We start from the raw sequence: 2,781 nt of genomic DNA, 5'->3' as shown, positions 1-2,781 counted from the left end.
GCACAGCAACACGCCCGACGCACAGTCCGTGTTCCCGCCGTGGGCCCAGTGCTCGCAGTGGTGGGCTTCGCAGTAGGCAGGGGGTCGGTCGCAGCCGGGCCAGAGGCATCCGCCGTCCCGGATGGCCATGACGAGCTTCTGCCGGGCGCTGTAGAGGCGTGCTTCTCGGCCGAGGTCGAGGGGGGTGCCGCAGGTGTCCAGGTGCGCCTCGATGCTCCCCGTCGCGCACAACGCCCGCTCCAACACCGACCCCGGGATCGTCACGGTTCCATCCTCGGTATGCGCGGCGGCGACCAACCGCCCCAGGACATCACGGTGGGCCGTCTCCCCGGTGACCGTGTCGGTCAGAGTCACCAGGCGCACGCCGGCTTCTTTCGTCCCGTACACGTCTTTCGCGTTCGCGAGCGCGCCGGCGCGCAGCACGTCGAGGAACAGGTCATAGGCGAGCTGATCATTGGTCCGCGGATCGTTGACCAGGGCGTCGGCCTGCTTCTTCTCGTCTGCGGCGACGAAGCGGGGCCCGCCACGCCGCGGTGAGAGGGCGGTGTCCATGAGGGAGCGGAACCAGGCGCCGGCTTCCTCGTCGAACACGACATGCGCCGCGGGGAGGCCGTCCGAAGTGGTGGACCACCGGTAGGCGCGCTTGGCGAACCTGACCGCGTATCGGTCTTCCGCCCCGGCGGGGTCGAGCATGTCCCGTAACACCCGGGCTCGGGAGGCGAGGTCCTCCACCGTGCACAACGGTGCTTCCGCGGCCAGCTCCCGCGCCGCCGCACGCCACGCCGCCACCACGGTCTCGGCGTCGTGTCTGTCCGCGCCCGACCCGCGCCCACCGGCGCCGGTGCCGCCGGCATCGCCGATATCGCCATCATCGCCGAGGTCCGCACCGGTATCGCTGCCGGTGCCCGTGACGGTCTCGTTCGTCCCGACGCCGAGCACGCGTCCGACAGGGGGCTCGCCGAGCCCGGTCTTGATCGCGTGCAGCTGCCCGGTCGTAAGCGCCCCGGCCAGCAGCGCCACCCGGAGCGGCTCATGCCACGGCGTCACTGCCGCGGCATCCGACGCACTGCCGGCATCCGTTCCGGTCTCATCCGGACTCCCGCTGCCCGTGCCCGGCCCGTCCGGCCCGTGCCCGCCGGTGCCGTCTCCCGCGGGGCCGCCGATCCCGTCCAGCAGCGCCTCGCCGACCTTGACGGCCCGGATCGCTTCGCCCCGCGTGACACCCGTCACGTCGCGGACGAACTCCACCGTGTTGCGATGCCCGGTGCCTTGCACGAGTCCGCCGTGACCGCGATCGCGGCCCGAGCGAGTCGCGGCGACACCGACCAGCACGGCCTGCAACGTCGCGACCTGCTTCTGCAGCCCGGCCACCATCCCGAGTGCGTCACGCACGGACGCGTCGCTGAGCCGCACCGCCGAACCCGGCAACTCGCCCGCGGGCACGTTGAGCTCCGCGAACACACCGAACCCCGCCACCGCGGTGCTCATGTCGTCGAGGAATCCCATACCCGAAGCATCGCACATACCTCCGACATTGAAACCTCGACCGCTGTCCAGTCGCCCCGATCAACCCACGCAGATCGTGGGGCTCGTCGAGCGGCATCGTCGGCCGCGACAAACTCGCCCGGGGTGGGTCGGGTTCACGAACGCACCAAGTTCCGCGGACACGCCTATCCCGTCACGGCAGTGCTCTTGTCGGGGGAATCCTACCTGAACAATCAGATATATATTCGATACTGAGGAGAGCGCGAAGCGACTCCCGCGCGAGGCGGCCCGCGCCCGGCACGCGCGGCTCGCGCGCAGACCGGCTCAGGCGACGGATGCCGTGAGCACCGCCCGCGCGGTCGTCGAGCGGCGCCGGGCCACGGCGAGCGTGGTCGCGACGAACGCGAGCAGCGACCACACGACGAGCCCCGCGATCGCGGCACCGGCCCCGCCGGCGGTGGTGAGTGCCGACAGCAGCGCCTGGTACGCCGGCGTCGTGGGCATGAGCGCCGCGAGCGACGACAGGAATCCCGGCACCGTGGAGACCACCCCGGTGGCCACCGAGAGCACGCCGACGAGCGCCGCGACCCAGCGGCCCGCGCCTCCGAGCACCGCGACCAGCGCCTGGTTGACGGCGGCGAACGCGATGCCCGAGACGACGCACAGGAGCGCGAACGCCGACCACGACGCCCAGTCGTAGGTCGCGGCGAGCTGCACGACGCCGGCCACGAGCAGTCCCTGCGCGGCGCCGAGCGCGGCGGCGGGGGCGAGGCCGCGCAGGGCCAGCACGAACGACGGCCGGCGCGAGCTGAGCACCTGCCGCGGCACCGAGCGGAGCGCCACGAACGACGCGAGCCCGCCGAACCACAGCGCGAGGGTCGCGAGCAGTGGGATCGCCGACGCGCCGAACAGGTTCGACGAGATGCCGTCGGCCTGCACGGGGTTCGCGACGACCTCGGCGAGGTCGGTCGCCTCGCCCTCGGTGTACGACGGCACCGATCCGGCCGCCGTCGACAGGCCGTCGGCGAGCGAGCGGGTGCCGCCCGCGAGCTGCGAGGCACCGGTGCCGAGCTCGGACGTGCCGGTCGCGAGGGCGCCGAGCCCGTCGGCGAGTTCCTGCGATCCGCTGGCGAGCTGGTCGGCGCCGCCCGCGAGCTGCCCGGCACCGCCGGAGAGCCCGCGCGCACCCGTGGCGGATTGGTCGATGCCGCCCGCGAGCGGAGCCATGCCGGCGGCCAGCTGGTCGGCGCCGTCGGCGATGGTGTTGAGCTGCGCGGCGAAGCCGGCGGGCGCCTG

1 protein-coding gene and 1 pseudogene are annotated in these 2,781 nt (G+C 73.0%); both read right to left on the bottom strand.

What is annotated here, in order from left to right:
• Positions 1–1,506, bottom strand: a 1,506-nt coding sequence (locus WML84_RS14590; RefSeq protein WP_347346860.1) for a DUF222 domain-containing protein, incomplete at its 3' end; no start/stop codon positions are given.
• Between the two features lie 303 nt (positions 1,507–1,809).
• Positions 1,810–2,781 (bottom strand): annotated as a pseudogene (locus WML84_RS14585) (hypothetical protein); the annotation flags it as partial.

The organism is Microbacterium sp., from assembly GCF_039812165.1.
GTDB lineage: Bacteria > Actinomycetota > Actinomycetes > Actinomycetales > Microbacteriaceae > Microbacterium.
This window is presented reverse-complemented; position numbering and strand designations above follow the sequence as displayed.